Annotated in this window: 4 protein-coding genes and 3 pseudogenes; 4 read left to right on the top strand and 3 right to left on the bottom strand. The window is 43.2% G+C overall.

Going from position 1 to position 6,121, the window contains the following annotated elements:
• The first annotated feature begins 741 nt into the window (after nt 1-741).
• Nucleotides 742-2,213, top strand: a pseudogene (ltrA, locus tag AB6D80_RS23925) (group II intron reverse transcriptase/maturase).
• A 342-nt stretch (nt 2,214-2,555) separates the two neighbouring features.
• Here ltrA and AB6D80_RS23920 read toward each other — a convergent pair.
• Entirely contained in the window at nt 2,556-4,511 is a 1,956-nt protein-coding gene (locus tag AB6D80_RS23920; protein ID WP_017098238.1) for a methyl-accepting chemotaxis protein, read from the bottom strand.
• 395 nt (nt 4,512-4,906) lie between these two features.
• Between AB6D80_RS23920 and AB6D80_RS23915 the strand changes: the two genes are divergently transcribed.
• The gene (locus tag AB6D80_RS23915) at nt 4,907-5,278 is read left to right on the top strand and encodes an AraC family ligand binding domain-containing protein (protein WP_198928818.1); all 372 of its coding nucleotides are present in this window, start codon (nt 4,907-4,909) and stop codon (nt 5,276-5,278) included.
• Between the two features lie 108 nt (nt 5,279-5,386).
• Nucleotides 5,387-5,491, top strand: a pseudogene (locus AB6D80_RS23910) (AraC family transcriptional regulator); the annotation flags it as partial.
• Nucleotides 5,492-5,560: 69 nt separating this feature from the next.
• On the opposite strand, the gene AB6D80_RS23905 reads toward AB6D80_RS23910, so the two are convergent.
• Nucleotides 5,561-5,779: a hypothetical protein gene (locus AB6D80_RS23905; RefSeq protein WP_371691439.1), complete on the bottom strand. Its 219-nt coding sequence runs from the start codon at nt 5,777-5,779 to the stop codon at nt 5,561-5,563.
• 42 nt (nt 5,780-5,821) lie between these two features.
• Nucleotides 5,822-5,884, bottom strand: a pseudogene (locus tag AB6D80_RS23900) (transposase); the annotation flags it as partial.
• An 80-nt stretch (nt 5,885-5,964) separates the two neighbouring features.
• Between AB6D80_RS23900 and AB6D80_RS23895 the strand changes: the two are divergent.
• Nucleotides 5,965-6,121: transposase (locus tag AB6D80_RS23895; protein ID WP_170926854.1), on the top strand; the 157-nt coding region annotated here is incomplete at its 3' end.

Here is a 6,121-nt window from a genome sequence, read left to right as displayed (position 1 = left end):
TTCACCCGAACAACTTCCGAGTTTCATGTAAAGCTCTTGAAGAGTGTGGACTGGTTATGCGCAAAAAAGTGGATCTAGATTGGTACATCAATATAACGCCAAAGGGGTTTGATAAGGTACTCACTTGGCTTGATTAAACGATGCTTCTGAAACTCATTTTTGGACGTGCGACATGAGGTCGTATGCAGCGCTGTCCATCGCGTTAAGAATGGACCATCTGTATCACCAGATGAGCCTAGGAGCCTGAATTAAGTAGCGGCTCTGACAATGTAACGAAGACAAGAAACTATCTTGTCGGGAGCTAAATCGCGAGAGAAGGCTCCTCCTGATAACCACATAAATCGGGTGAGTGCTAGGCAGGTAGTATGGTGAACACACGTGAATCCGTTCAAGGTGCGTTATATTACGAAGCAGCGGAAGTGGTTTATACGCTGTAGCCAAAAGGCACTAAGAGTAGGAAAGAGATTGTCCAATGCTCTTTCGTGATCAACACGCTCTTCGCACCATAGCGGGCACCTAACCTACCATCGCGCTGCATACGGAACATGGTAAGCCTGTATCACTCCCTCTGGGAAAGCCTGTGTGGCCGATAGTGATGCAGGTATAGGAGGTTGGAAAAAGCTAAGGCTGCATTGTAACGATGTAGATACAGACTTGTGTCTGGTCACGAAAGTGAGCCCACTTCCAACTGGTCTCTCGTTGCGAGAGAGTTTGAAGAACTTTATTAAGGAAGAAAAGCAAATGATGATTTCGAATGAGATTAGTGCATCTTCTGACAGTGCACAGTGGCAATCCATTAACTGGAAGGCCGTAGAGGCGAACGTCTTAAAGCTTCAAATGCGTATCGCAAAGGCAACTAGAGACGGTAAACACGGCAAAGCTAAAGCATTGCAGTGGATACTGACTCATTCTCGCTCAGCAGAACTTCTTGCTGTTAAGCGGGTTTCTCAAAATAAAGGCAGTAAACGCCTGGAATAGACGGCGTTGTCTGGAACACAGACGCGCGTCGTATGAAAGCAGTAAATCAACTGAGTCGGAAAGCTTATCAAGCTAAACCACTCAAGCGTATCTACATCCCCAAAAAGAACGGTAAGCTCAGGCCTCTGGGTATTCCATGCATGATTGATAGAGCCCAACAAGCTCTCCATCTTCTAGCATTAGAACCTGTGTCCGAAACGCTTGCCGACCCTAATAGTTATGGTTTTAGACCAAATCGCAGCACGGCTGACGCAATCGGCCAGTGTTTCATCTGTTTGAGTCAGAAACGGTCAGCACAATGGGTTCTTGAAGGGGACATCAAAGCCTGTTTCGACAAAATTGGGCATCAATGGCTGATGGATAATGTTGCTGTTGATAAACGTATGTTGAAGCAATGGCTAAAGTCTGGCTTTGTAGACAAAGGGCTGTTTTACGACACCGACGAAGGCACGCCTCAAGGCGGAATTATATCCCCCACCTTGATGTTGATGACGTTATCGGGTCTCGAACAGCGCATTAAATCTACCGCGCTTAAGAAAGGCGCAAGAGCTAACTTTATTGGATATGCCGACGATTTCGTCGTCACCTGCGCTTCAAAGGAAGTGTTGGAGAACGATATCAAACCACTGATTGCTGACTTCTTAGCGGTACGAGGCTTAACGTTATCCGAAGAGAAAACGCACATTACTCACATCAACGACGGTTTTGACTTCCTTGGGTTCAACCATAGGAAGTACAAAGGAAAACTGCTCATCAAACCGAGCAAGGCCAATACGTTGACGTTCCTAAGTAACTTGCGCGGACTCATCAAAAAGCACGTTACCCTACCGGTGAACGACCTTATCAAACTGATTAACCCAAAGCTTAGAGGGTGGTCGAACTATTATCGCCACTGCGTAGCTAAGCAGGTATTCAGTTATGTCGGTCACAAACTATTTCAAGCGTTATGGCATTGGGCTAAAAGGCGACATCCAACAAAATCTAAAACTTGGATCGCCTTGAAATACTTCATCAACCGAAAAGGCCAATGGCAGTTTCACGGTTGGCAGAAGATAAAGGATATGGATTGCCAGTTTAATCTTTTCCAAATAGCTAAAGTGCCGATAGAAAGACATGTGAAGATCCGAAGCGCAGTGACACCTTTCGACCCTCAATACCAAGAATACTTGGGAAAGAGAAAACACAAAAGGCTAGCTCGTAATTCTTGGATTGAACCTGCTCTCACTGCTTTATAAGTTGCTGGGTATCATTTGATGCCTTTGTAGAGGCTTAAGCCTAGTGCAGTGAAAGTTGCACGCTGGGTTCTTAGGGAGACGGCACTTGGTAACAAGTGTCGTCCACCCGACAGAAATCGTTTTGCGGTCAGAGGCAGAATCTACCCTTCGGATAAGTTTTAGTACTGCAAAATGCAGTACTTACGTCCTTTGTTAAGATGCTGCTCTCGAACGGAAATGAACATTTTCTACCACCTTTAGTTTGTTGCACAACGCTTATTGTATGTGGAAATTATGACTACGCATACACAAATGAGCGTTTGATTTTTGTATTGAAGACCTTTTTTGGATTAGCCCAATCAATTACGTCCTGAATCTGGAAACAAGGGTATTCAGATTCAAAGCGATATCATCAAGCTCCTTGGCATTGTCATTCGCACTGTTAGAAATATCCTTAACCACTACAGCATCTTGATGTATTTGATGAATATGACCGTTGATTTCTTCTGCAACTTGATGCTGTTGCTCTGCAGCTGTTGCTATCTGTATATTCATTTGACGAATAACGTCAACCGAACTGGAAATTCCATGAAAGCTACTCTGTACTGCCTGAGTGATTTCTACGGTTTGGCTAGAATTATTGAGACTATGACTCATATGTTGAGTGACTTGTTTGGTTTGAACCTGAAGCCTGTTGACTAACTCATCAATCTCCTGAGTAGAATCTGCGGTCCTCTTCGCGAGCGCGCGAACTTCGTCAGCAACTACAGCGAATCCTCGGCCTTGCTCTCCGGCTCTTGCTGCTTCAATAGCGGCATTCAATGCAAGTAGATTAGTTTGGTCGGCAATATCTCTGATTGTGTCGAGAATCATAGTGATTCCATGAGTATCATTTTCTAGGCTCTTTAGTTCGCTTGAAGACTGAGTTAGCGCTTCTGATAGTAGGTGGACACTTTGAACTGCCAGATCAATATGCTGACGACCTTCATCAACCAGTTTTTGACCAACCGTTGCAGAATCCGCTGCGGCAGCACATGAAGTAGATACTTCGTTGGCAGTCGCAACCATTTCATTGAATGCTGTTGATACTTGCTCCAGAGCTTGGCTTTGACGATCCGATGTTTCAGCCATTTTTCCTGCAATTTCGATCGCTTGCTCTGATGAGTTAAGCATTTGTTTACCAGATTCGGTGATTTGAAGAACAATCAGTTTTATTGCATCAAGGAATTGGTTGAAGTAACTAGCCAGTTTTCCAGTTTCATCTTTGGAATCGATAGAGATTGTCTTCGTGAGATCACCTTCACCTGATGCGATTTCTTTAAGACTGTCAGAAACAATTTGTAGCGGTTTAGCAATTGTGTTCGCGAATAGGGCAGCGACAAATATGAACAGGAGAATAAGCCCAGACACAGTATAGACAATGAGCTCCAGAGTCTCATTACGGGAGCTCATCACTTCATCCTGACTAATGATGCCAACGAACTTCCAGCCTAGCACTTTAGATTCATACACATTAGCCATGTAGCTTTGTCCATCCAGTTCAATATTGACCAGGCCAGATTTTGTATTATTAATTGTGCGATAGCTTCCACTAAGTTCATCGATTTGTTTAAAGCTGTTTTCCGGCTTTCCTGCATCGACCAGGATATTGCCTGAATCTTCGATCATCATTAGATAACCGTTTTCACCAAGCTTGATATTTTTGATGATATCCGTGAGAGTTTTTAGTGAAACGTCGATAGCAATAACACCACCTCTTCGACCATTTTTTGAGTCAAATGTCCTTGTGGTACTTAAGATCACAGCATCATCTGGTTCCCAGTAATAGGCCTGTCCACGAACGATATCTGAAGGCGAGGTGCTAGCAGCTTTATAAAATGGACGGCCCCTAGGATCATAGTTTTCAGGGCTTCCCCCTGTAGGCCATTGTATAAATCCACCATCTTCAGTTCCCATGTAGATATAGGCATATTCAGGATGGGTTTTACCCACCTGATCAAATAGTGAGTAAATAGTCCGTTCCACAGACCCATTTTCTTCCGGAGTCATCTCTGCGCTCGGTTTCCCCATGTAGGTAGTTATGCTGTCATCTGCATGGATCAATTGAGGGCTTTTTGCGAGATAGGTGAGGTTTTCTCCAATATCTTTAAAGTAGATTGAAACCGCATTTTCAACCTGGCGTATTTCGTTGTTACTGCTGGATACAAAATTATCCAAGGCGAGGTTCTTTAGAATATTAGCAACTAAAATAGAGACGATAGTAATAGGGATCAGTATGCCGATGACTTGGGCAATCAATAGTTTCTTCTTTATGTTCATGTGGGCACTTCTAGTTATTTTAAGTTAACCAAATTTAACTTAAAGATGGTAATCTAGGCCTAAAATCTAACTGAGATCGTTTGACCTACCTATCAACAGAGCTATTTTTTCAGCGGTTTTTCTGGCTACCATCTTCCGATATAGCCTTTGCTAACTATCTCTTCTTATGGGCTAAACTTAACAAATACGGGATTGTTCTATTGTGGTATGTTGTATTCTGAAAATATCTATTGTTGGAGTGAGTATAAAACTACATTTGAATTATCACTTCAAGAAATAGTCACTTTTACTTAACTATATGTGACGATAAACTCTATTTGCTGACAAAACAGTAACTGGTTATGTAGATGTAATTTTCCAAGGTTTGGCAAAGCGGCACATTTGAAGGTACTGAACTGCTGAAAGCCTCTTGTCAACAGTTCGAATTTTCTAAGCACTGGCATGACGATCTTACTATTGGTGTTATCGAGAAAGGGGCAGAAGGTCTCTATTATCGTGGCAATAATATCGTTATTCCTGAAAACCAGATCGTGACGATAAATCCTGCTGAAGTTCATACTGGTTTTGCTGGTTGTCACACTGGTTGGAAGTATAGAATGTTTTACTTTGAACTAGCGATGGTACAACGCCATTTTGAGCAGTCGGATCAGGATGTTTTGCCCTTTATCAAATCACCGATACTAAACGACCCCGAACTCTTTAGTCTGCTTCGCCAGTTGCACATTGCTATAGAAGAGCCAGCTTTTGATATTACAAAGGAATCCTGACGGTTTGCTTTGAAATGCTCTTTGGCAGGCATGGTGATCACGCAAAGCTAACATCGAAAGCGATTCGGGACAGACAGAAGAATGCGGTAATGAGGGGATAGTTGTGCTAATACCGCTTTAGAGTGCGGCTTTTTTGATCAAAGCCATTTAACAAGAAACTTTAAACGTGCTTTTGGTATAACTCCGAAACGTTATGCCACTTCGTCTGTATAGCACTTAACAAAGAGCTCTGACGTAATGAAGTCAGAGCTCATTGTTAAGTGAGGTTTAGCTTACAAGCAGCTACCCTTTAACCACTTTTGGACCTTCAAAACAATCAATGTTTCGTTTTTTTTCCTGATACTTTTTGATTGAAACTAAGCAGGTTTGAGCCGTTGGGTCTTGTCCCCACGAAGAGGTCCCACGGTCAGATGTCGACACATTAGCATTACCGTAGTTACATGCGTCTCCTTCAGGGCTATACCAACCACCCTCCTGACTTGCAACAACACTGTAAAGCATCGCACTCACTTCAGCCCCGTTAGGGTTGGTCGAGAAGAGCTAGTTTTTTCTGCCTATATCCAGCGGTTTTATTGCACGTTCAGCACGATTATTGTCTATCGATAAGGGCTTTGTTGCGTAATTCAATGGAACTAAATCCAGAACCTACGATCTGATCTGCTACGTCCACTATCTCTCGTAGCCTCATGCCTAAACCACGTTACAAAACAACCAACTGGAAGCAATACAACCAATCACTTATTAACCGTGGCTCTTTGACCTTTTGGATTGATGAAGAAGCGATAAGCGGGTGGGCGCAAAGCAAACAGAATAAGCGCGGGAGGCCACGTCGGTTCAGTGATT

The organism is Vibrio sp. 10N.247.310.17 (assembly GCF_041466605.1).
In the GTDB taxonomy this organism is placed as follows: domain Bacteria; phylum Pseudomonadota; class Gammaproteobacteria; order Enterobacterales; family Vibrionaceae; genus Vibrio; species Vibrio tasmaniensis_A.
The sequence above is the reverse complement of the archived record's forward strand: the minus strand, read 5'-3'. Positions and strand labels throughout refer to the sequence as shown.